General features: G+C 70.6%; 20 protein-coding genes and 1 pseudogene. 10 read left to right on the top strand and 11 right to left on the bottom strand.

Going from position 1 to position 21,638, the window contains the following annotated elements; all coding sequences use genetic code 11:
• Nucleotides 1-184: 184 nt before the first annotated feature.
• The gene (locus R2N01_RS06580) at nucleotides 185-727 is read left to right on the top strand and encodes a YbhB/YbcL family Raf kinase inhibitor-like protein (RefSeq protein ID WP_316669668.1); all 543 of its coding nucleotides are present in this window, start codon (nucleotides 185-187) and stop codon (nucleotides 725-727) included.
• A 111-nt stretch (nucleotides 728-838) separates the two neighbouring features.
• Nucleotides 839-2,278 (top strand): L,D-transpeptidase family protein, encoded by a 1,440-nt coding sequence (locus tag R2N01_RS06575; RefSeq protein WP_316669666.1) that lies wholly within the window; start codon nucleotides 839-841, stop codon nucleotides 2,276-2,278.
• 113 nt (nucleotides 2,279-2,391) lie between these two features.
• Here R2N01_RS06575 and R2N01_RS06570 read toward each other — a convergent pair whose 3' ends face one another.
• On the bottom strand, nucleotides 2,392-3,576 hold the full coding sequence (locus tag R2N01_RS06570; protein ID WP_316669664.1) for a DJ-1/PfpI family protein: 1,185 nt from the start codon (nucleotides 3,574-3,576) through the stop codon (nucleotides 2,392-2,394).
• A gap of 137 nt (nucleotides 3,577-3,713) precedes the next feature.
• Between R2N01_RS06570 and R2N01_RS06565 the strand changes: the two genes are divergently transcribed.
• Nucleotides 3,714-4,658: a LysR family transcriptional regulator gene (locus R2N01_RS06565; RefSeq protein WP_316669662.1), complete on the top strand. Its 945-nt coding sequence runs from the start codon at nucleotides 3,714-3,716 to the stop codon at nucleotides 4,656-4,658.
• Between the two features lie 27 nt (nucleotides 4,659-4,685).
• On the opposite strand, the gene der is transcribed toward R2N01_RS06565, so the two are convergent.
• Nucleotides 4,686-6,038 carry a ribosome biogenesis GTPase Der gene (der, locus tag R2N01_RS06560; protein ID WP_316669660.1) on the bottom strand — a complete coding sequence of 451 codons (1,353 nt, stop codon included), beginning with the start codon at nucleotides 6,036-6,038 and terminating at the stop codon, nucleotides 4,686-4,688.
• A gap of 468 nt (nucleotides 6,039-6,506) precedes the next feature.
• On the opposite strand from der, the gene R2N01_RS06555 reads away from it, so the two are divergent.
• From R2N01_RS06555 to R2N01_RS06545, 3 genes are read left to right on the top strand one after another with little or no spacing between them, the layout of a single operon-like run.
• Nucleotides 6,507-6,920 (top strand): hypothetical protein, encoded by a 414-nt coding sequence (locus R2N01_RS06555; RefSeq protein ID WP_316669658.1) that lies wholly within the window; start codon nucleotides 6,507-6,509, stop codon nucleotides 6,918-6,920.
• Nucleotides 6,856-7,167 carry a hypothetical protein gene (locus R2N01_RS06550; RefSeq protein WP_316669656.1) on the top strand — a complete coding sequence of 104 codons (312 nt, stop codon included), beginning with the start codon at nucleotides 6,856-6,858 and terminating at the stop codon, nucleotides 7,165-7,167. Before R2N01_RS06555 ends, R2N01_RS06550 begins: the two co-directional genes overlap by 65 nt.
• A gap of 12 nt (nucleotides 7,168-7,179) precedes the next feature.
• Nucleotides 7,180-7,341, top strand: coding sequence for a hypothetical protein (locus tag R2N01_RS06545; protein WP_316669654.1), 162 nt, complete (start codon nucleotides 7,180-7,182; stop codon nucleotides 7,339-7,341).
• A gap of 13 nt (nucleotides 7,342-7,354) precedes the next feature.
• Here the strand turns inward: R2N01_RS06545 and cmk are convergent, their stop codons facing one another.
• The 6 genes from cmk to R2N01_RS06515 form a co-directional block, all read right to left on the bottom strand.
• Complete coding sequence (gene cmk / locus R2N01_RS06540) at nucleotides 7,355-8,026, bottom strand: (d)CMP kinase (RefSeq protein ID WP_316669652.1); 672 nt, start codon at nucleotides 8,024-8,026, stop codon at nucleotides 7,355-7,357.
• 183 nt (nucleotides 8,027-8,209) lie between these two features.
• The gene (locus R2N01_RS06535; RefSeq protein WP_316669650.1) at nucleotides 8,210-9,292 is read right to left on the bottom strand and encodes a prephenate dehydrogenase; all 1,083 of its coding nucleotides are present in this window, start codon (nucleotides 9,290-9,292) and stop codon (nucleotides 8,210-8,212) included.
• The gene (gene prcA, locus R2N01_RS06530) at nucleotides 9,292-9,981 is read right to left on the bottom strand and encodes a proteasome subunit alpha (protein ID WP_316669648.1); all 690 of its coding nucleotides are present in this window, start codon (nucleotides 9,979-9,981) and stop codon (nucleotides 9,292-9,294) included. The genes R2N01_RS06535 and prcA overlap by 1 nt, the downstream gene beginning before the upstream one ends.
• Nucleotides 9,978-10,802 (bottom strand): proteasome subunit beta, encoded by an 825-nt coding sequence (prcB, locus tag R2N01_RS06525; RefSeq protein ID WP_316669646.1) that lies wholly within the window; start codon nucleotides 10,800-10,802, stop codon nucleotides 9,978-9,980. The genes prcA and prcB overlap by 4 nt, the downstream gene beginning before the upstream one ends.
• A gap of 24 nt (nucleotides 10,803-10,826) precedes the next feature.
• The gene (locus R2N01_RS06520) at nucleotides 10,827-11,822 is read right to left on the bottom strand and encodes a tRNA (adenine-N1)-methyltransferase (protein WP_399553252.1); all 996 of its coding nucleotides are present in this window, start codon (nucleotides 11,820-11,822) and stop codon (nucleotides 10,827-10,829) included.
• 52 nt (nucleotides 11,823-11,874) lie between these two features.
• Nucleotides 11,875-12,621, bottom strand: coding sequence for an HAD family phosphatase (locus tag R2N01_RS06515; protein ID WP_316669644.1), 747 nt, complete (start codon nucleotides 12,619-12,621; stop codon nucleotides 11,875-11,877).
• Nucleotides 12,622-12,748: 127 nt separating this feature from the next.
• Here R2N01_RS06515 and R2N01_RS06510 point away from each other — a divergent pair, with 127 nt between their 5' ends.
• Nucleotides 12,749-14,011 (top strand): S49 family peptidase, encoded by a 1,263-nt coding sequence (locus R2N01_RS06510; protein ID WP_316669642.1) that lies wholly within the window; start codon nucleotides 12,749-12,751, stop codon nucleotides 14,009-14,011.
• A 61-nt stretch (nucleotides 14,012-14,072) separates the two neighbouring features.
• Here the strand turns inward: R2N01_RS06510 and metH are convergent, their stop codons facing one another.
• Nucleotides 14,073-17,561, bottom strand: a complete 3,489-nt coding sequence (gene metH / locus R2N01_RS06505) for a methionine synthase (protein ID WP_316669640.1) — start codon at nucleotides 17,559-17,561, stop codon at nucleotides 14,073-14,075.
• Between the two features lie 137 nt (nucleotides 17,562-17,698).
• Between metH and R2N01_RS06500 the strand changes: the two genes are divergently transcribed.
• Nucleotides 17,699-18,526, top strand: a complete 828-nt coding sequence (locus tag R2N01_RS06500) for a PAC2 family protein (protein ID WP_316669638.1) — start codon at nucleotides 17,699-17,701, stop codon at nucleotides 18,524-18,526.
• Nucleotides 18,527-18,549: 23 nt separating this feature from the next.
• On the opposite strand, the gene R2N01_RS06495 is transcribed toward R2N01_RS06500, so the two are convergent.
• Together R2N01_RS06495 and rpe are read right to left on the bottom strand one after the other, a co-directional pair.
• Nucleotides 18,550-19,881: a C1 family peptidase gene (locus R2N01_RS06495; RefSeq protein WP_316669636.1), complete on the bottom strand. Its 1,332-nt coding sequence runs from the start codon at nucleotides 19,879-19,881 to the stop codon at nucleotides 18,550-18,552.
• Between the two features lie 94 nt (nucleotides 19,882-19,975).
• Nucleotides 19,976-20,641, bottom strand: coding sequence for a ribulose-phosphate 3-epimerase (rpe, locus tag R2N01_RS06490; RefSeq protein WP_316669635.1), 666 nt, complete (start codon nucleotides 20,639-20,641; stop codon nucleotides 19,976-19,978).
• A 148-nt stretch (nucleotides 20,642-20,789) separates the two neighbouring features.
• Here rpe and R2N01_RS06485 point away from each other — a divergent pair, with 148 nt between their 5' ends.
• Both R2N01_RS06485 and R2N01_RS06480 read left to right on the top strand, forming a co-directional pair.
• Nucleotides 20,790-21,347, top strand: coding sequence for a helix-turn-helix domain-containing protein (locus R2N01_RS06485; RefSeq protein WP_316669632.1), 558 nt, complete (start codon nucleotides 20,790-20,792; stop codon nucleotides 21,345-21,347).
• A pseudogene (locus tag R2N01_RS06480) lies at nucleotides 21,334-21,638 on the top strand (hypothetical protein); the annotation flags it as partial. The gene R2N01_RS06485 and the pseudogene R2N01_RS06480, both read left to right, overlap by 14 nt.

The following is a 21,638-nucleotide window of genomic DNA, read 5'->3' as shown; positions in this document are numbered from 1 at the left end:
CCAGAACCGATCCTGGGGAGGTTCAGGGCCGAGGCCCCACCGTGGTCGCACCCGGCGTCCGCCGCCAGCAGCCGCGGGACGACCGACGGGAAGGTCGACTTGCCGGCGCCGCCGGCACAGACCAGCGCGACGATGCCGCCCACGGACGATAACCTGGCAGGACCATGTCGAGAGGAGCTCGAAGATGACCCGCAATGATCCCTTCGCCACGATGAGGGCCGTCCCGTCCCTCACCGTCACCAGCGCGACCGTTCGCGATGGGCAGAGGCTCGCCCCGCCCCAGATGTCGGGCCTGATGGGCGTGGCCGGTGGCGCCGACGTATCGCCCCAGCTGTCGTGGTCCGGTGCCCCGGACGGCACGAGGAGCTACGCCGTCACCATGTACGACCCGGACGCCCCGACCGGCTCGGGCTTCTGGCACTGGGTCGTGGCGAACATCCCCGCCACCTGCACGAGTCTGCCCGCCGGCGCCGGCGACGACACCGGCTCGGGGCTTCCGGACCGCGCCGTCCAGCTGCGCAACGACGCCGGCGACCCCCGCTACGTCGGGGCCGCTCCCCCGGCCGGTCACGGCCCGCACCGCTATTTCCTGACGGTCTTCGCCCTGGACACCGACCACGTCGATGTGAAGACCGATTCCACGCCGGCCTTCCTCGGGTTCACCATGTTCTTCCACACGCTGGCGCGCGGCTTCATCGTCGCCACTGCCGAGACGCCGGCCTCTTGACCGGGAGCCCGCGCGGGCGGCCCGGCCGGCCGCGGTGCACCGGGCCGTGACACGCCGCGCCGCAATGGTGGACAACTGGGACGCGGGAGGGCGATCCCTTAGACTGCTCCGGTGGGCAAGGTCGCGCTGAGGGAGAGAACCGGGCTGCTCGCCGTACTGCTGGTAGTCGTCGTCATCGCCGCCGCGAGCGCTGCGGGATACGGCCTGCGCATGGCCGATCACGGCCTGCCCGGCGCGAGTGTCGCCGGTCAGTCGATCGCCGGCGAATCCGTCGAGCAGGTGCGCGCCTCCATCGAGCAGCGCGCCAGGGACCTGGCCGTCGTCGTCACCATGGACGACCAGGAGTACCGCGCTCCCCTGTCCGCGCTCGGCGTGCGCGTCGACGCCCAGGCCACCGTCGACCAGGCCTTCGCGGCGAACGGATCGGTCGCCGCGCGCTTCACCGCCATCGTCCGCGGAAGGGACACTCCGGCCGTCGTCACCGTCGACCAGGATGCCCAGAAGGCCTACCTCGACGACCTCGCGGCCCGTCACGGCGCGACCGCCAGGGACGCCTCCTTCTCCTTCTCGACCGGTGAGGGCATCTTCGCCGTCACGCCCGGGGAGAAGGGCAGGGGCTATGACATGAGTTCCGTCGCCGACGCCGCGTCCAGGGCCGGGTGCTCGCTGACCGGGCAGTCGCTGGCCCTGACGCTCACCGAGGTGGAGCCGGCCGTCACCACCGAGCAGGCCCGGGCCGGGGCCGACGCCGCCAACGCCCTCATCGCGCCGGACGTCTCGGTGACCGCTGATGACGGCACCGTCATCACCGCCACCGCGGCCGACAAGGCCGCCTGGGTGAGCACCACCGACCAGGACGGGCGCCTTGCCGACCCGGGCATCGACCGGGCCAGAGTGGCCGAATGGGTGAGCAGCGCCGCCGCCGGCACCAACGCCGATCCGGTCAACGGCTCCCGTCTGGTGAACTCCTCCGGTGACGTGCTGCGCGTCACCGCCCTGAGCGCCGACGGGAGATCCGTCAACAACGCCGATGCGATCGCCCGGCAACTCGCCGACGCACTGGATGCCGGCCGGTCCTACTCCGGCGTCTTCACCTACGACGCCGTCGAGGCGCAGAACACCGACAAGGTCATCGCCGACGGCGCCGAGAACCTCCCCTACCAGGCCGCCCCCGGCGAGCGCTGGCTCGACGTCGACCTCGGCAGCGACACGGTCACCGCCTACATCGGCGCGGACGCCCAGGCCACGATGCTCATGGTTCCCGGCAGGCCCGGCATGGAGACCGTCACGGGCACCTACCACGTGTACCTGAAGTACGAGTCCCAGACGATGCGCGGCACCAACGAGGACGGCACCGCCTGGACCGCCCCCGGCGTCGAATGGGTCACGTACTTCTACGGCTCCTACGCCCTGCACGCCGCCCCGTGGCAGCCCTCGTTCGGCTGGGACGGCCCCGGCGGCTCGCACGGCTGCGTCAACATGTCGACTTCTGACGCCCAATACGTCTTCGCCTTCGCGCCCGTGGGCACGGCGGTGGTCAGCCACTACTGAGCCGGCGCGACCCGGGTCGGCCCGGCGGGGCCACCGCCACCGGGCGGTGGCCCGTGCCGATCGTTGCGAATGAGGCCGCTGATCCTCCCGGGCGAGTGTGGTGCGGGCGCCGGTCAGTCGTGCGCGGCGGCCTCGACCAGTCCGTCCACCCAGGCCTGGTGCCCGTTGAGCATGGGATTGGGGCGCTGGCGGGCCAGTCCTGCGGCGGGTTCGCCGATCTGGGACTCCTGGGTGAGGATGCGCACACGGCCCCCGGGCAGGTCCTCGACGAGCCAGGCGTGCAGCACGTCCAGCCGTTCAGCGGGCGAGCCCTCCTGGCGGGCCGTCCACGACAACCTCCCGGGGCGTCCGGGGGCCGGGGCGTCGAACTGCACGACGGTGGCGTCCAGGGGCGGGAAGCCGAAGGTCGCGAAGCTGAAGTGCACGCCCTGGGCGAGCACCGGGCCCTGGCCGTCGGGGAAGCTGATGTCGCTGACGTTGTCGTAGTAGTCCTCCCAGCGGGAGGTGTCGGTCAACGGGCCCCACACCCGGGCGGCGCTCAAACCGGGCACGACGGCCTCATTCGAGACGAAGTTGTCGGTGGTGCCCGGCAGATAGCGCTGCGGCCACGCGACGGCATTCTGCACCGGGCCCGGGAGCCGCTCGACCAGCGCCCGGGCCAGGGGCTCGGCCGAGGCCGGGTTCTGGCCGGTCAGGACATTGCGATCGGTCTCGACGTGCGCGGCCCACGGAGCCCCGGCGCGGAAATCCGCGCCCGCCGCGCGCAGGCGCGACTCCACCAGCCAGGACAGCTTCGGGGCGAGACCGGACAGGGCTTCCTCCTCGTCGGTGAACGAGGTGAGCGCGTAGCCTGCGAACGGGCTACGGCCCTCGCCGTCGGTGGCCGACAGCAGCGCGGCCGGGCCGTGGCAGACGGCGGCGACCGGCCGACCGGCGGCCATCAGGGCCCTCAGGACGCGGCCCGCGTCGGCGTCGGCGGCCAGATCCTCCATCGGGCCATGACCGCCGGGGACGAAGACCGCGTCGAACCCGGCCGGGTCGACGTCGGCCAGGGGCACCGGGTGGGCGAACTCGTAGGCCCCCTCGGCGGCGGCCCGCAGCCCGGGCGAGTCCGCACTGGAGGGATCGACCGGAGGGACGACGCCGCCGGGCGTGGCTACGGCGACCTCGTGGCCGGCTGCGGTGAGCACCTGCAGGGGCTCGACGGCCTCGTTGGCCCAGAAGCCGGTGGGAATGCGGGAGCCGTCGGCGAGGGTGAACTCGTCGGCCCCGGTCATGATGAAGAGCACTCGGCTCATGACTGTCACCTCGGAAAAGAGCGGTTCCGCGCCCGCAGGAGTGCCGGACGGCGGTTTTGATATCGCGAGACTAACCACTTGAGCCATAAGCACACCAATAGTATTTTCTATCATCGACATTGATATTCCTATGTTGAATGCGGCTACCCTCGGACCATGAGGACGACCCCCGGGACAGCGACAGGATCCCGCAGAGCCTCGACCTGAACCTCCTGCGCACCTTCCTCGTCGTCTACCGCGCGGGCTCGTTCACCGCAGCGGCCTCCCGTCTGGGCCTGTCGCAGCCGACGGTCACGACGCAGGTGCGCAGTCTTGAGAAGCGCCTCGGCGCACCCCTCTTCCGCCGGCTGCCGCGCGGGGTCGAGCCGGTGCCGAGGGCGCACGACCTGGCCAGGCGGATCGGCCCGCCGCTGGACGCCCTGGCCGGTCTCGACGAGCATGCGGCCTCGTCGTCCCACCGCGTGCCCGTCAGGCTGGCCGGCCCCTCCGAGGTGCTGTGCACCCGCGTCATGCCTGCACTGGCGCCGCTCGTCGCACGGGGCGTGCAGTTGCGCGTCGGCCAGGGCCTCACCGATCCCCTGCTGTCCCGCCTGCGCGCAGGCGCGGAGGATCTCGTCATCGCGACGCGCCGACCCCGGGGCCAGGCGCTGACCTCCGAGCCTCTGTGGGACGAGGTCTACGTACTGGTCGCGGCACCGCGATGGGTGCCCGATCGACGGACAGGGGTCGAGGAGACGGCCGACCTGCTGCGCGGCATCCCCCTGGTCGGCCTGGACGAGCAGCTGCCCATCGTCCGCAGGTACTGGCGCACCGTGCTGGGCCGGCCGGTTCCGGGGGCCGGGGTGGGCCTGACGGCGCCGAATCTTCATGCGCTCGTGGCGGCCGTGGCCGGCGGGGCCGGCTACTCGGTGCTGCCCCGGTCGCTGTGCCTGGAGCATCTGGCGGCCGGGCGCATGGTGCTCGTCCACGATCCCGACGTGCCCCCGCTCAACACGTTCTTCCTCGTGCGCAGGCCGGGCTCGGAGACGAACCCCGATGTGCGCACCGCGGCGAACGCGATCACGGCCATCGAGACCGGCTGACCGCCCGCGGCGAAGGGTCTCGCGCGGTCAGCGGCTCTTCCGCTTGGCGCGGGCGCGGGCCTCGATGTGCACCGGCGAGCCGGCGAAACCGAACTCCTCGCGCAGGCGGCGCTCCACGAAGCGCACGTAGCCCGCGTCCAGTTGGCCCGAGGTGAACAGGATGAAGGTGGGCGGACAGCTCTGGGCCTGCGTGCCGAACAGGACGCGGGGCTGCTTGCCGCCGCGCACCGGGTGCGGGTTGGCGGCGACGAGCCGGCCCAGGAAGGCGTTGAGCCTGCCGGTGGGAATGCGGGTGGCCCAGCCCTCCAAGGAGGTGCCGACGGCCCTGGCCAGGCGCTGCACGCCCCGGCCGGTCAGGGCCGAGATGTTCACGGTGGGCGCCCAGGCCCAGGCGTGCAGGTCCCGTTCGGTCTCGCGCCCGAGGTAGCGCCGACGCTCCTCGTCGACGAGATCCCACTTGTTGAAGGCGATGACCATGCCGCGGCCGGCCTCCTCGACGCCGGAGAGGATCTTCAGGTCCTGCTCGCTGACGGGCTGGGCGGCGTCGATGACGACGACGCAGACCTCGGCGCGCTCGATGGCGGACTGCGTGCGCAGCCAGGCGTAGTACTCCGAGCCGCTGGCCTCCTTGACGCGCCGGCGGATGCCGGCCGTGTCGACGAGGCGGAAGGGCTCGTCGCCGATCTCGACGAACTCGTCGACGGGGTCGACGGTGGTGCCCGACACCTCGGAGACGACCGAGCGCTCGGCCCCGGCCAGCTTGTTGAGCAGGGAGCTCTTGCCGACGTTGGGCTTGCCGACGACGGCGATGCGGTGCGGACCGGAGGCCTCGTCCCCGGCCCGCGGTGCGGACCGGGCGGGCAGCACGTCGAGCAGGCGGTCGAGCAGCTCGCCCGAGCCGCGCCCGTGCAGGGCCGAGACAGCATGGGGCTCGCCCAGGCCGAGGCTCCACATGGCCGCGGCGTCGGCCTCGAACTGGGGGGCGTCCACCTTGTTGGCGACCAGCACGACGGGCTTCTCCGAGCGGCGCAGGATGCGCACGACGGCCTCGTCCTCGTCGGTGGCGCCGACGGTGGCGTCCACGACGAACAGGACCGCATCGGCCAGTGAGACGGCCAGCTCGGCCTGCTCGGCGATCATGGCGGTCATGCCCCGGGCGTCGGGGACCCAGCCGCCGGTGTCGACGAGCGCGAACTCGCGGCCGGCCCACTCGGCGTCGTAGCTGACGCGGTCGCGGGTGACGCCGGGCGTGTCCTGAACGACGGCCTCGCGGCGGCCGAGGATGCGGTTGACCAGGGTGGACTTGCCCACGTTCGGCCGCCCGACGACCGCCACGACCGGGCGGGAGGGCGCTGCTGCTTCGGATGCGGGCTCGGACATGGCCCCAGGCTATCCGGTGATCGGGAAGGATCCCGCCCGTCGGCCCGACTCGTGTCGAGCCCCGGGCGAACCGGTACGAGGGCGCTCGGGACAGGAGGCCTGCGTGGGCAAGTGGTCCGAGCAGATGCCGGAGATCACGAGACTGCGCGCCGGGCTTCGGGAGGCTGCGCGCCGAATTGTCGTGCCGGGCCGGGGTCACCGAGGAGAGGACGGATCCGGGTCGCCCTGACATGTCTTCGAGGGTTCTGGTGCGGACAGCTCCGGATCGGTGTACCTTGTGACCGCCGGGTTCCTTGACTCAGGGCGGCGCTGAGGGGTTGCCGTCACACGACCGGAGCCGGTGTCCCTCCGAGAGGGCGGATAAGAACATCTGAGGGACTTCTCATGACAACGGTGACCGGACGCATCGCGCGGATAAGACAGCCGCGTGGCGGGTATCTCCCACTACGGGGGTTTCGAGTTCGCGACATGGACGGGAACGGAGAGATCATCTCCCCTGAGAACATCGACGCGGGCCTGGTCGGCGCCGCGGTCGATTACCTCACACGTCTTGTGATCGACGCTGAACCCAGTGCTGCACTCGACGTGTCCCTGCGTGGGGCGCATCTCGTCGGAGATGACGTCGGAGCACGGGAACTGATCGAGCACCTGGATGGCCTGACGGATGACTCGATAACCGCTGCATGTCGGCTGGCCGGCTACGACGTGGCCTACCGAGCGGGGACGGAGTGGTACAAGCCGGTGAAAGACATGGAGCCCGACGAGAACACTGTCGGGAACATTCGTGCCATGGTCGAACGGATGATCTCCTTCCTGCATGCGAACTCATGGTTTCGACTTCGAAGGCGGCTACACGGAGACCATCGATGCCGGGGGCGGTGACCTGTTGACCTCGGACACGCTGTGGGACATCAAGACCTCTCGCCGCAGACCGCAGGCCAAGGACACGCTCCAGGTCCTCGTCTACTGGATCATGGGCATGCATTCCGTGCATCCCGAGTTCCAGGCACTTGATCACCTTGGTATCGTCAATCCCCGCTTGGGAAAGGCTTGGTCGTTCGCGACCACTGGCGTCCCCGATGATGTTCTTGGGCTGGTGTCAACAAGGGTCATTGGTTATGACGCCTGACTCCGCGGCGGAATGAGCCCTGACTTCGACCGAGGCGAGAACGGCGGGTCGAGGGGCTGTCTCGCCGGGGACGTCGCCGATGAGCTGCGGGGTTGTTGGCCCAAGGCCGCTCATGAGATGGGCGAGGACCGGACTCTTGTCGGTGCCCGCTGCCGGGAGATCTGGTGGGACTGAGCCGGGCGCTCGTTCAGCTCCGCTGCTCCGGAATCATCGCGACGACCTCATCGATGACCTCGCCCAGGCCCAGGTGCGTGGTGTCCAGCAGCCGCACGCCCTCGGCGGGAGCCTCGAACCGACTGACGGCCGAATCCTTGCGGTCGCGATCCACGATGGACGAGACGACCCGCTCGTGGCCAGCGGCCCCGGCCAGCTCGGCCTCGCGGCGGGCGATGCGGGCCGCCGGGTCGGCCACCATGAGCAGGCGCAGCTGGGCCTGCGGCCACACGACGGTGGTGACGTCACGGCCCTCGGCCACGATGCGGCCCGAACCGGCGATGATGCTGCGCATCTGGTCGGTCAGCAGCTCGCGGATGGGGATGACGCGCGCCACCGAGCTGACGTGCTCGGCGATCACCGGCTCGCGGATGGCGGCTGTGATGTCGCGCCCGTCGACCACCACGCGCGGATCGGCCGGGTCGAGGCCCATCCGCAGCTCGGCGCCCCGGGCGCGCTCGATCATGGCGCCCTCGATGGTCATGTCGACGCCGCCGGTCATGCAGGCCCAGCTCATGGCCCGGTACATGGCGCCGGTGTCGAGGTAGTCCAGACCGAGCCGGACGGCCACTCCCCTGGCGGTCGACGACTTGCCGGCCCCGCTGGGCCCGTCGATGGCGATGACGAGTTCGTCTGTCTGGGCCATGGGGTGCTCCTTGCTCGGTGTTCCGCCAACCCGGGATCCTGGGCGTGCCGGCTCCCCCTCAGATTAGGGCTGAGGGGCGGCTCGGCGCATACCGACAGGCGGATCGGGGTCGGGCCCGGATCATCGGCGAGAGGCGCGATCCCCGCCCGCATCCGGTGATGCGCCGTTCGGAGCGCCCGCCTCTCAGTCCCGCAGCGTCCAGCCCTTCTCGTCCATCGCCTTGCGCAGGTCCTGAGCCTGCTCGGCCTCGACCGCGATCGACAGGTAGCCGACCTCGCGGTCCATGCCGTGCTCGATCGACAGGTCCTCGACGTTGACGCCCTGGCCCACGATGTCGACGAAGAGCCTGGCCAGCGCGCCGGGGGCGTCGGGGATCTCGACGACGACGCGCTCCAGTGCCTTGCCGGCCGGGCGGCCGTGCTTGCCGGGCAGCGCGGCTACGCCTCTCTGCCCGCGGGCGATGAGGTCGCCGATCGTCCCGATGTCGTCCAGCCCGTCGATGACCCGGTCGAGGTCGTCGCGGATCGCTCGCAGCTGGGTGGAGATCTCGGCGCGGTTGCCGGTGATGATCTGGCGCCACAGGCCGGGGTCGGAGCCCGCGATGCGGGTGACGTCGCGCACGCCCTGCCCGACCAGGCGCAGGTCCTCGGGGGGCACGGTCGCCAGCCGGGCCGCCGTGAGCGAGCTCATGATCTGCGGCACATGGCTGATCTCGGCGACGGCCCGGTCATGATCGGCCGGGCCCAGGCTCACCGGACGGGCCCCGCAGATGCCGACGAGCCGCTCGACCGTCCGGACGGCCTCGGGCGAGCCGGTGCCCTCGGCGATCACCCAGGTGCGGTCGGCGAACAGGTGCGGACGGGCGGTGAGCGGTCCGGAGAACTCCGAGCCGGCCATCGGGTGCGAGCCGACATAGCGGCGCAGATCGGTGCCCATCGCCTCCAGGTCGGCCAGGATCGGCTGCTTGACGCTGGCCACGTCGGCGACGACGGCGTTGCGGTAGTGCTTGAGGGCCCGCGCGACGGTGGGCGCGACGACGGCAGGCGGGACGGCCACGATGACGAGCCGCACCTTGGAGGCCATCGTCGCCTCCACCGAGCCGGCGCCGACCCCGGCCGCGACGACGGCGTGCGAGCGGTAGCGGTCGCGCAGGCGCACGTCCACGCCCGCCTCGGTGAGCGCGCAGCCGATCGAGGCCCCGATCAGGCCCGCGCCGATGATCACGGTGGGGCTCAGCGTCTCCGCGTCGGGATGCCTGGGCGCCATCAGGCCTCGTCCCCCATCAGCCCGGCGATGCGCCGGCCGTCCAGGCGCACGAAGGTGCGGCGGCCGAGACGCGAGCGGTCGAGCAGGGCGACCTCCAACTCGCCGGCGTTCACGGCGCCGCCGGTGCGCAGGGCGGCGACGGCCGCGCGCAGGGCACCGGCCAGTGACCCGTTCGCGTCGTGCCGGTCCCTCATGGCCCCGATGACGGGATCGGTGTGGCCGCCCATCACGGCGAAATCGCCGGCCTGCGAGATGGAGCCGTCGAAATTGATGACGAACAGGCGGTCCTGCTCGGGGTCCCCGCCCAGCTCGGCGACGCACAGCTGCACCTCGAAGGGCTTCTCGGTCCCGGAGCTGAAGGACGTCCCGAGCAGCTGCGCATAGGAGTTGGCCAGACCGCGCCCACTCACGTCGGCCCGGTCGTAGGCGTAGCCCCGCAGGTCGGCGTAGCGGATGCCCTGCACGCGCAGCGCCTCGAACTCGTTGTAGCGCCCCACGGCGGCGAAGCCGATGCGGTCGTAGATCTCGGAGATCTTGTGGAGGCTGCCCGAGGGGTTCTCGGCCACGAGGACGATGCCGTCGGCGCAGTGCGCGGCGATGACCGAGCGGCCGCGGGCGATGCCCTTGCGCGCGAAATCGGCCCGGTCCCTCATCATCTGGTCGGGTGAGACGTAGAACGGAATGCTCATCGCGGCTCCTCCCCCGCACCTTCAGGGCTCCCCCTGCGGCCCTCGATCATTTCGGCGACGAGCCCGCCGACGCGCTCGGGCGCCCACTCGTCGAGCCCGTCCGGGCCGACGGAGGCGACGGTCGGATAGATGGCGCGCATGGTGTCGGGCCCACCGGTGGCCGAGTCGTCGTCGGCGGCGTCGAACAGGGCCTGCAGGGCGACCATGGCGGCCTGCTCCTGGTCGAGGCCGGGACGGTGGAGTTTCTTCAGCGAACCGCGGGCGAAGGCCGAGCCCGAACCGATGCAGGCGAAGGAGCCCTCCTCGTAGTGGCCGCCGGTGGCGTCGTAGCCCATGATCCGCCCGGATCCGGCGTGCTCGTCCCAGCCGGCGAGCAGCGGCACGATGACGAAGCCCTGCACGGCCAGGCCGAGGTGGTCGCGGATCATGCCGCCCAGGCGGTTGGCCTTGCCGTCGAAGCTGAGCGGGGCGCCCTCGATCTTCTCGTAGTGGGCCAGCTCGACGCCGAACAGCTTGGCCAGGTCGACGGCGAAGCCGGCCGAACCGGCGATGCCGACCAGAGTGGCCTCGTCGACCGCGAAGACCTTGCGGATGTCGCGTTGGGCGATCTGGCTGCCCTGGACGGCGCGCCGATCGCCGGCCATGAGCACGCCGTCGGCGTGGGCGAGGGCGAGCACGGTCGTGCCGTTTGCGGCGAGCCGCTCGGGCCGGTCCGCGCACGGCAGGCTGCCGGGGCTGGTGCGGGCCACGAGGTCGGCGAACGACTCGTTCGTCCGCGCCCAGAACTCGCGCGCGTCATCTGGATCTGTTCGGTGGATCATCGTCCTCACCCTATCGGGGATGTGTCAGCGGGCACGGCGGCGCAGCGCCGTGCGGACGGCCGGGGCGATCTGGCCGGCCTCGTCGGTGGCGCGGCGCCGGTTCGCCTCCAGGTGCTCGGCTGCGACATTGCGAGGGACGGGGCCGTGGTAGTCGGGTCCGTAGGCGCCGGGCGCGGGGCGGCGTTTCTTGACCGGGGCCGCGACGCCCGGGGCCATGCGGCGGCTGATGACGAGGAAACCGGTATGGGCGCTCGTGCCGTGACCGGGGCGGATCGCCAGGCCTTCGGCGTGCCATTCGCGCACGGTGGTCTCGGTGATCGCCGGCTCGGTGAGGCCGCCGTGGTGGCGCAGCTGGTCGGCGACGCGCCCCATCTGGGTGGTCGTCGTGACGTAGCAGCACAGCAGGCCCCCGGGCACGAGGCGCCCGGCCACGGCGTCGACGCAGTCCCAGGGGCGCAGCATGTCGAGGATCGCCCGGTCGACCGGCTCGTCGGCGATCGTCTCGGCCAGGTCGCCGATGCTGACCGTCCAGCCGGGGTGCGGGCGCCCGAGGAACTCCTCCACGTTGTCCTGGGCCACCTGGGCGAACTCGGCGCGGCGCTCGTAGGAGTGCAGGCTGCCGGTCGGGCCGATGGCGCGCAGCAGGTACAGGCTCAGGGCGCCCGAGCCGACGCCGGACTCCAGTACGCGGGCGCCGGGGAAGATGTCGGTCCGCAGCACGATCTGGGCCGCGTCCTTCGGGTAGACGACGGCGGCCTCGCGCGGCATCGAGACCGTGTACTCGTGCAGCAGCGGGCGGAAGACGGTGAACTCCAGGCCGCCGGCCGTGCTGACGATGATGCCCTGCGGCCTGCCGATGATGTCGTCGTGCGCCAGGGCCCCCTTCGTCGTGTGGAAGATCCTGCCCGCCTCGAGCAGCAGCGTGTGGCGGTGGCCCTTCACGTCGGCCAGCGTCACCCGCTCGCCGGCGCGGAGCGGCCCGCGCTGGACGCCGGACAGGTCCGCTGGATCTATGCTCATGAGTGCCCCTCGTGATCGGCCGGCCCTCGGTGGACTGGGTCGAGTGCCAAGACTAGTTGCCCGCGCCGGCGTCATCCGGGACGGGCGCGGCCAGGTGAGCGCGGACGGCCCGCTCCAGCTCGTCGATGGTCAGCCCGGCGAGGGAGACGCGGCGCAGCTGGCCCGGGGTCTGCGGCAGCGGGACGACCGAGGGCACGCCGACCACTTGGGCGCCCGCGCGCTGGCCGGAGGCGCAGCCGGTCGGCGAGTCCTCGAGGACCACGCAGTGGTGGGGGCGGACGTCGAGCATGCGCGTGGCGAGCAGGTAGCCGTCCGGGTCGGGTTTGCCGCGGGCGACCATGGGGCCGGTGACGATCGCCTCGAACATGCCGGCGGCGCCGATCACCGCCAGGCCCGCGTCGATGAGCCTGGCCTGGCTGGCCGAAACGATGGCGTTCGGCACGCCCGCCGCCCGGGTGCGATCCAGCAGCTCCAGTACCCCTGGCATGGGCGCCCCCTCGGAGCGCAGATGCTCCACGACGGCGTCGGTGACGTCGTCGTAGACCTCCCGGGCCGTGAGCGAGGGGTCGGCGCCGTACTCCACGAGTCGGTCGCGCATGGCCCCGCCGGAGGTCGTCCATGCCGCGCCGGCGTAGCTGCGGGCCTCCTCGGCCGGCCACGGCGCACCGCGGCCCCTCATGTACTCGGTCTCGGCGGCGAACCACATCGGCTCGGTATTGATGAGGGTGCCGTCGAAGTCCCACAGCACCGCCTCGAGGGCGCGTGGGGAGATGTCCATGTCACCGGATGCGGAAATCACGTCGTCGATTCTCCCAGTTCTCCCGGTGGACAGGCCGATCGGAGCACGCGACTGCGGCCGATCCGCGGCCGCGGCCGCGGCCGCTAGCCTTCTGACAGACGATCCGCATCGATTCCAAGGAGCAACGATGAGCGAGTCCGACAGCACGCGCCCCACGCCCGGCCCGGACCGGGACGGGCCCGACCGGGAGTTCTCCGAAGTCCCCGAGAGGAGCGACTCCCCCGGCGGTGGCGCGTCGTCGGGCGCCTACGAGCCCGATCCGACCCTCCTGCCGCCGCCGACACCCGTCCAGTACGCCTCGGCGCCGAAGCAGTCCGGCTTCAGAAGAGGCTTCGGCGCAGGCATGGGAGCGGCCCTCGGCGTCGGCGCCGTCCTGTGCGCGCTGAGCCTGCTGAGCGGCATCGCCGTGATCGCCATCGCCCAGCCCGGCAGGGCCAACACGAGCGCGGGCACCACGGCGACCAGGACCATCTGGGGCGATGCGGGCGCCGCCCACACCCTGCGCGCCGTCGAGGTGACCGGGACGATCGAGACGACTGGCGGGCCCACCAGCTCGCTGTACACGAGCACGACCTACGGCTACGACGTGGCCGACATCATCGACGGTCTCGGAGCGGACGACGCCGACGGGCTGCTCCTGCTCATGGACACCCCCGGCGGTACGATCCCCGGCGCCCGCGCCATAGCCCAGGCCGCCGAGCGGTACAAGGAGCGCACCACCCACCCCGTGATCGCCTATGTCACGGGCACCTCGGCCTCCGGTGGGATGTACGCGATGGCCGGCGCCGATCACATCTATGCGGACCAGGGCACGATGATCGGCTCGATCGGCGTCATCATGGGACCGTTCGTCCACTACAACGGGGTCACCCAGATCGACAACGGAATCCTCTCGGGCGGCGTCTCGGCCGAGTCGATCGAGCAGTTCTACCTGACTCAGGGCACCGCCAAGGACTTCGGCAATCCCTTCCGCGACATGACCGACGAGGAGCGGGCCAACTACACCAACGGCATCGCCCGCGAGTACGACGCCTTCGTCCAGTGGGTCTCCGATGCGCGCGGCATCGGCCCCGACGTGATCCGGGGCGAGCTGGGCGCCTACATGTTCGACGCCCAGACCGCCGTCGACAGGAACCTGGCCGATGCCGTGATGGACCGTGACGAGGCCTTCCGCCAGGCGGCCGTGGATGCCGGAGCCGATCCCGACGACACGAGGATCCTCACCGACACGACACCGGGCGCCCTGTCACGCATCTTCGGCGCGGACTCCTCGCGGGTCTTCGCCCACGGCAGCCCGATGACGAGCGGTACCGCCGCCAGCGAGTTGTGCACCTCGTCGACGACGGTCTTCGCCTGGTCCGCCAACCCGCTCCTGGCGTGCGGCGGCTGAGCCGCCAGAGGCCAGAGGACGATGCAGGGTCCGGTACGCAGGAGCGCGCCCGGCCGCCGCCTCAGCGGACGCTGAAGTAGCCGGCCTGCGGGTGCGTCAGGATGATCGCGTCGGTCGACTGCTCGGGGTGCAGCTGGTACTCCTCGCTCAACTCGACGCCGATGCGCTCCGCACGCAGCAGATCGGCTATGGTCGCGCGCTGGGCCAGGTCGGGGCAGGCGCCGTAGCCGAAGCTGTAGCGCTCGCCCCGGTAGGCCTGGTCGCGCAGCACGGCCGCGACGTCCCCGTCCTGCTCGGCGATGCCCAGCTCGACGCGTATGCGGCGGTGCCACAGCTCAGCCAGGGCCTCGGCCAGCTGCACCGACAGGCCGTGCAGCTCCAGGTAGTCGCGGTAGGAATCGGACTCGAACAGCGACCGGGTGGCCTGCGACAGACGCGGACCCATCGTGACGAGTTGCAGGACCAGCGTGTCGGGGCCGAACCGTTCGGCCTCGGCGCGGTTGCGGAAGAAGTCGGCCAGGCACAGCCACGGGTCGCGGCCCTGGCGCGGAAACTCGAAGTCCGCCACGACGGCGTCGAGGTCGTCGGGTCGCCGCGGGTCGACGACATGGACGCGCCCGCCGGAGCTCCAGCACGGGAAGTAGCCGTAGACGACGCCCGGCACCGCCCACTGCTCGGCCCTGATACGGTCGAGCCAGGTGCGCAGGTGCGGGGCGCCGTCGCTGGCCACGATGTCCTCGTAGGAGTGGCTGTCGTCGGCGCGCAGACCCCAGCGCCCGCGGAACAGTGCCCTCTCGTCGAGCCAGGCGGCGATCCCGTCCAGGCCGATGCCCTTGGCCAGATGGGTGCCCCAGAACGGGGCCGCCGGGATCTCGATGCCACCGGGTACCGGCCTGGTGACCCTCGAGCGCTCGGGGACGGGCCCGGCGGCAGCGACCCCCCTCCGCTCGGGCGGCACGCGGCGCTCGCGCGGGGCCGGCAGGGCCGCGTCCGGGTCGCCGCCCTTGACGGCCATGATCGCCTCCATGAGCGCCAGGCCCTCGAAGGCGTCCCTGGCGTAACGCACCTGGCCGCTGAACCCGTTCGCCAGGTCGCGCTCGACGAAGCCGCGGGTCAGGGCGGCGCCGCCGAGCAGCACCGCGTACTTCCCGCCCAGGCCGCGGTGATCGAGCTCGGCGAGGTTGTCGCGCATGACCATCGTCGACTTCACGAGCAGACCGCTCATGCCGATGGCGTCCGCGTCGTTGGCCTCGGCCGCGGCGATGATCGCGTCGATCGACTGCTTGATGCCCAGGTTGACGACCCGGTAGCCGTTGTTCGAGACGATGATGTCGACCAGGTTCTTGCCGATGTCGTGGACGTCGCCCTTGACCGTGGCGAGGACGAGGGTCCCCTTGCCGGTCCTGACGGCGGCGCCCATGTGCGATTCGAGATGGGCGACGGCCTGCTTCATCGTCTGGGCCGAGGCCAGGACGAAGGGCAGCTGCATACGGCCCGAGCCGAAGAGCTCGCCGACCTCCTTCATGGCGCCCAGCAGGTCGTCGTTGATGATGTCCAGCGGCCCGCGGGTCGCCAGGGCCTCGTCGAGATCGGCGTCCATGCCATCGGCCTCGCCGTCGACGATGCGCCGGTGCAGACGCTCGGGCAGGGGCAGGGCGGCCAGCTCGGCCGCGCGCCCGGCTCGCAGGTCGGCCGTCGAGACGCCCTCGAAGAGCTCGAGCATGCGCGCCAGCGGATCATAGCCCTCGGCGCGCCGGTCGTGGACGAGGTCGAGCGCGACCTCGCGCTGTTCGTCGGGGACGCGGTCCATCGGCGTGATCTTCGCGGCGTGGACGATGGCCGAGTCCAGGCCGGCCTCGACGGCCTCGTGCAGGAAGACCGAGTTGAGCACGACGCGGGCTGCCGGGTTGAGACCGAAGGAGATGTTCGAGACGCCGAGCATGGTGTGCACGCGCGGATGGCGCCTGGTGAGCTCGCGGACGGCCTCGAGCGTCTCGATGCCGTCGCGCCGGGTCCCCTCCTGCCCGGTGGCGATCGGGAAGGTGAGGCAGTCCACGAGTATGTCGGCCTCGTCCATGCCGTAGTCACCGGTGAGCTTGGCGATGAGGCGCTCGGCCACGCGCACTTTCCACCGCGCGGTGCGGGCCTGGCCCTCCTCGTCGATGGTCAGGGCGACGACGGCGGCCCCGTGCTCGGCCACCAGCGGCATCACCGTGTTGATGCGCGAGTCCGGACGGTCGCCGTCCTCGAAGTTGACCGAGTTGACGATGGCGCGCCCGGCCAGGTGCTCCAGGCCGGCGCGGACCACCTCGGGCTCGGTCGAGTCGATCATGATCGGTAGCGTCACGTCGGCGGCGAAGCGCCCGGCCAGTGCCGCCATGTCCTGCCCGCCATCGCGTCCGACGTAGTCGACGCACAGGTCCAGGACGTGGGCGCCCTGACGGGCCTGGGCGCGGGCGATCTCGACGCAGCCGTCCAGGTCGCCTGCGAGCATCTTCTCGCGGAAGGCCTTGGAGCCGTTGGCGTTGGTGCGCTCACCCACCGCCAGGTAACTGGTGTCCTGCTTCAGCTCGGTCGGCGAGTACAGGCTCGAGACGGCGTTGAGGTGATCGGGGCGGCGTTCGAGGACGGGACGGTCGATGCCGATGGCCCGGCGCAGGGCCGCGATGTGGTCGGGCGTCGTGCCGCAGCATCCGCCGACCAGGCCCAGACCGAAGTCCTGCGTGTACTCCAGCAGGCTGTCGGCGAGCTCATCGGGCGCCAGCGGATAGCGGGCGCCGGCCAGCGTGATCTCGGGCATGCCGGCGTTCGGCATGGCCATGATCCCGCAGCGCGCGTGGGCCGACAGGGTGCGCAGGTGCTCGCGCATCTCAGCCGGGCCGGTGGCGCAGTTCATGCCGATCATGTCGACACCGAGCGGTTCCAGGCTCACCAGGGCCGCGCCGATCTCGCTGCCGACGAGCATCGCGCCGGTGGTCTCGACGGTCACCGAGGCGATGATCGGCAGGTCGGTCCCGGCTCTGGCGCAAGCGCGCTTGGCGGCGATGATCGCGGCCTTGGCCTGGAGCAGATCCTGGCAGGTCTCGAGCTGGATGCCGTCGATGCCCTCGGCGATCATCGCGTCGAGCTGGCTCTGGTAGGCGTCGACGAGGGTGGTGAAGCCGATCTGGCCGAGGCTCGGCAGCTTGGTGCCGGGGCCCACCGACGCAGTCACCCAGTGCTGTCCGGGGGCCTCGTCGGCCGCCCGGCGGGCGAGGCGGGCGCCCGCCGCTGAGAGCTCGCCGATGCGCTCGTAGACGCCGTACTCGGTCAGATTGGCCCAGTTGCAGCCGAAGGTGTTGGCCGTGATGATGTCGGCTCCGGCCCGCAAGTAGTCGCCATGGATGGAGCGCACCACATCGGGGCGCGTGACGTTGAGCATCTCGTTGCAGCCCTCGGCGCCGTCGAAGTCGGCGGTCGTCAGGTCCCAGTTCTGCAGCATCGTGCCCATGGCACCGTCCCCGATGAGGACTCGACTGGCCAGGGCCTCCCGCAGGTTCAACGCGTTCACCCGCTCAAGGCTATGCGGCTAGGGCAGTCGAACATGCACGGCGCACGTCTGACGGACGCGTTCTGCGCACGGTTTCGCCGGGGAGGTTCCGCCCCGGCGAAACCGTGCGCCGTTGATCCGGTCACTACCCTTGAGACATGGCAGAGTCCGTTGAGCCGCGCATGCCGTCCGTCGTGATCGCCGCTTTCGAGGGGTGGAATGACGCTGCGGATGCGGCCACCGGTGTGATCAGGCATCTTGCGGGCACTTACCCCACCGAGCTCCAGTGCCGTCTCGACTCCGAGGACTTCTACGATTTCCAGGCGACCAGACCGCGTGTCGAGCTCATCGACAACGAGCCGCGGATCAGCTGGCCGTCCACCGACATCTCGCTGTGCCATCTGCCGCACCGCGACGCGCTGCTCGTCGCCGGCCCCGAACCGAACATGCGCTGGCGCTCGTACTGCTCGAGCCTGGTCTCGGCGATCCATTCGGCGGGGCCGGAGATGGTTGTCGTCCTGGGCGCCATGCTCACCGACTCGCCGCACTCGCGTCCGCTGCCGGTCAACGCATCCTCCGGCCATGAGCGTCTGACCAAGGAGCTCGGCATCGCCCCGAGCGACTACGAGGGCCCCACCGGCATCGTCGGCGTGCTGGCGGAGGCCTGCGACCGGGCGGGCCTGACCTGCGTGACGTTATGGGCCTCGGTACCGCACTACGTCGCCACTCCGCCGAACCCCAAGGCGACGCTGAGCCTGCTGAGCCGTGTCGAGGATCTCATCGACGAGGCGCTCGACCCGGGCGAGATCCCCGAGCTGGCCAAGGCATGGGAGCGCGGGGTGGACGAGCTGGCCAGCAACGACCCGGACGTCGCCGAGTACATCAGCGACCTCGAGGAGCAGCAGGACGCCGAAGAGCTGCCCGACACGACGGGCGACACCTTGGCGGCCGAGTTCCAGCGCTACCTGCGTCGGCGCAACCCGTAACGGCCACGGCGGCCGGGGACCGGTCAGGCCAGGGCACCCATCGGGTCCCACAGCGGCAGAACCGCGGGCTCGGTCCCGAGCACGGCGGCCAATTCGGGCGGCAGGGCCGAGCGCGGGACGGCGACCTCGTAGACGTAGTCGGCGAACCAGGAGTCGTTCATCGTCCAGAACCCCTTGTCGGCGTTCTCTGTCCCCCACGAGTTCTCGACGCGCCAGCGGCGCGGGGCGCCGTCGAGCATGTCGACGCCGGTGAGCACCATGGCGTGCGTCATGGCCGAGGCGCCGCTGAGCATGCGCTCGGCCTTCGTGGAGGACATGTCGATGCCGTAGATGCCCTCGTAGTCGTGCAGATGGGCGTCCCAGATGCCCATCCGGCGGTCGGACTGCGGGACGGTGTCGCAGCCGAACCAGACCGGCGAGCCGTCGCGGATGATCCGGGCGGCGATCTGCTTGATCACGTCGATCTCGACATTGAGATAACGCACCGGTCGGCCACCCACGACATTGCCCAGGTGGTCGACGGTGAGCATGCGGTTGTAGCCGCTGGTGGGGCGCGGGTCGTTGACCAGGCAGACGTAGTCGCCGACGTCGATGCCCAGCACCTGTGCGGCGAACTGCACCGGGGTGAGCTCGCCGGCGCGCACGAAGTTCTGGTCCTTGTCCCGGTACTGCCAGATGAAGCTCGTCGGCGGAGTGCCCAGGTGGATGCACAGCACGCGGTGGATCTGACCGAGGATCTCCAGGCGGGCCTGCTCGCCGCGTCCCCGCCCGGCGGCCTCGCGGACGATGAGGGCCCCGCGGCGCAGGATCTTCTCGAGCTGGGCGTTCATCGAGCCCGTATTGGAGCTGGAGAAGGTCTCGGGCATCGCGTACTTGGGGACGACGCCGTACTTCTCGACGAGGGCGACGAACATGTCCCACTGGCCGCCGTCGCCGATCGGGTCGCCGAGCAGCTGATGGACGGTGCGGTCGTCGAGATCGCGGTCGGACATCTCGATCATCGAGGTGAGGAACCAGTTGGCCTTCTCGAGTTTGTCCCAGAAGTGCAGATAGGCCTGGCTGAACTCGAAGTCGGGTTCGAGTCCCAGGTCCTCGATGACGCCGCTGCGCAGCAGGTTGAGGCCGCTGAACAACCAACAGCGGCCGGACTTCTTCTGGTTGGCCGCGTTCCAGGAGTCCACGCGGTTCGAGACACTGGGGTCGATCGAGGCGACGACGGTCCGGTCGAGGCTGAGCGTGTCGATGTCGGTGGTGGCGACCGCGTTCTGGGCGACACGGGCCGCGGCGTCCGCCGTGAAGCGTTCGGTCAGCGAAGCGATGGTGTTCTGGTCGATGATCGGATCTGGAGTGCTCACCCCTCCAGGGTATCCGCCTGCCGCTGGGAACGATTCGCAACCCGGGGCCGAGTCGTTCGAGTGCGGACTCCCGGTGGCGGGAATCGGCCGGCGATCAGTGGGCGCGGGCCGCGCCGGCCCGCTCGCGCAGTTCGCGCACCATCCGGTCGGGATCATCGGCGCGGAAGACCGCGGTGCCGGCCACGAAGACGTCGGCGCCGGCCTCGGCGCAGCGGCCGATCGTCTCGACACCGACTCCTCCATCCACCTGGATCCAGATGTCCTGGCCGGTGGCGGCGACGAGCCGGCGGGTGCGCCTGATCTTGGGCAGCACGGGATCGAGGAACTTCTGGCCGCCGAAGCCGGGCTCGACGGTCATGAGCAGCACCTGATCGAGCTCGCCGAGCATGTCGGCGTAGGGCTCGATCGGGGTGGCCGGCTTGAGGGCCATGGAGGCGCGGGCGCCGAGCCGCCGCAGTTCGCGGGCCAGCCGGATCGGTGCGCCGGAGGCCTCGATGTGGAAGGTGACCGACTCGCAACCGAGCTCGGCGAACTGCGGCGCGTAGGCATCGGGGTTGTCGACCATGAGGTGGATGTCCATCGGCAGCGCGGTGCGCCGGCGCAGGGCCTCGACGACCGGCAGGCCGAAGGTCATGTTCGGCACGAAGTGGTTGTCCATGATGTCGACGTGCACGGCGTCGCTGCTGGGGATCCTCGTGAGGGTGCCGGCGAGGTCGGACAGGTCGGCGTTGAGCACGCTGGGCGTGATGCGCATGGTCACGGGCGCAAGTCTATGGTCATGGTCTGGATGCGGGCCAGCCGACTGCTCGATGCACCACCTGATGCCGCATCCGGGCGAGTCGCCGGCCTCCTCCTGCACCCCGCTCACCCGATGACTACGCTACGTAGCGTAGCGAAAGAGAGGTGTCATGGATATCGAGTCGAAAGTACGACCAGCGGTGCTGGCCGCCATTGAGGCTCGTGGCTATCGGGGGGTGACCTTTGAAGGAATCGCCGCCGCCTCCGGTGTGGCCAAGACAACCCTCTACCGGCATTGGCCGACCAAGGCCGAACTGGTGTTCGCAACCGTGATGCATGATCGGGAGCTGCCGCCATTGGAGTGTGAACCGACAATTTCTGACGCCAGCAGAGTGCTGGCACGTCGCATCAGTGTTTTTCTCGGCAACGATGAAGCAGCCCGGGTCATGCTGGCTGTGCTCCTCGATATGACCAATGGCCCAGTGTTGGGCAGACGGCTTCAGCAAGGAATGGTGGCGCAGGGACGCAGCGAGATCGAGGACCTGCTGAGAAGAAGTCATCTCACCCCTGTTGCCGGACTCGGGGCCGGCGATGTCCAGGCGGTGCTCCTCGGCGCCGCACAGGCGTGGCTGACATTGACCGATCTTTCGCTCAGAGAACTCGAAGACAGGCTGGTCGTGTTGGCTTCCTCACTGCTCTGCGAGAGGAGTGACCATGTGGGCGGTTGAGTATCGACGCCATGGTGGCCCGGAGATCCTCGAAATCGTCGAGCGCCCGGTTCCGGACCTGTGTCGGGGTCAGGCACTCGTCCACGTGCTGGCGAGTTGCGTCAGCCGCATAGACGCGAGATACATGCACAGGATTCTCCCCCACGGGATCGGTTTCCCCAAACAGGTCGGTTTCGACGCCATTGGCCAAGTGGTCGACGCGAATGGCACCGGTTTGATCGAAGGCTCGTGGGTTTATGGGGTGTTTGGTGTTTTTCGGGTGGTGGGCGGGATGATCGTGGGGCAGGTGGT

It is taken from the genome of uncultured Propionibacterium sp., from assembly GCF_963539965.1.
GTDB lineage: Bacteria > Actinomycetota > Actinomycetes > Propionibacteriales > Propionibacteriaceae > Propionibacterium.
The sequence above is the reverse complement of the archived record's forward strand: the minus strand, read 5'-3'. Positions and strand labels throughout refer to the sequence as shown.